Genomic DNA, 202 nt, shown 5'->3' on the forward strand with positions numbered 1-202 from the left:
ATCCCCACGACCACTTCGCGCATCACCGCGGCCACCCGGGGATGCCTCCGTGGATGGCCGACCCCTCCGGCCGGCTCGGCGGCCCGGCCCGCATGCGCATGCTGGAGGCGCTGGCCGCGGCATCCGCCCCGCTGAGCGTGAGTGACCTCGGCGCCGCGATCGGGGTTGACCAGCCGCGAGCCTCACGGCTGGTGCAACAGGG

Source organism: Microbacterium sp. UBA3486 (genome assembly GCF_002377845.1).
Lineage (GTDB): Bacteria > Actinomycetota > Actinomycetes > Actinomycetales > Microbacteriaceae > Microbacterium > Microbacterium maritypicum_A.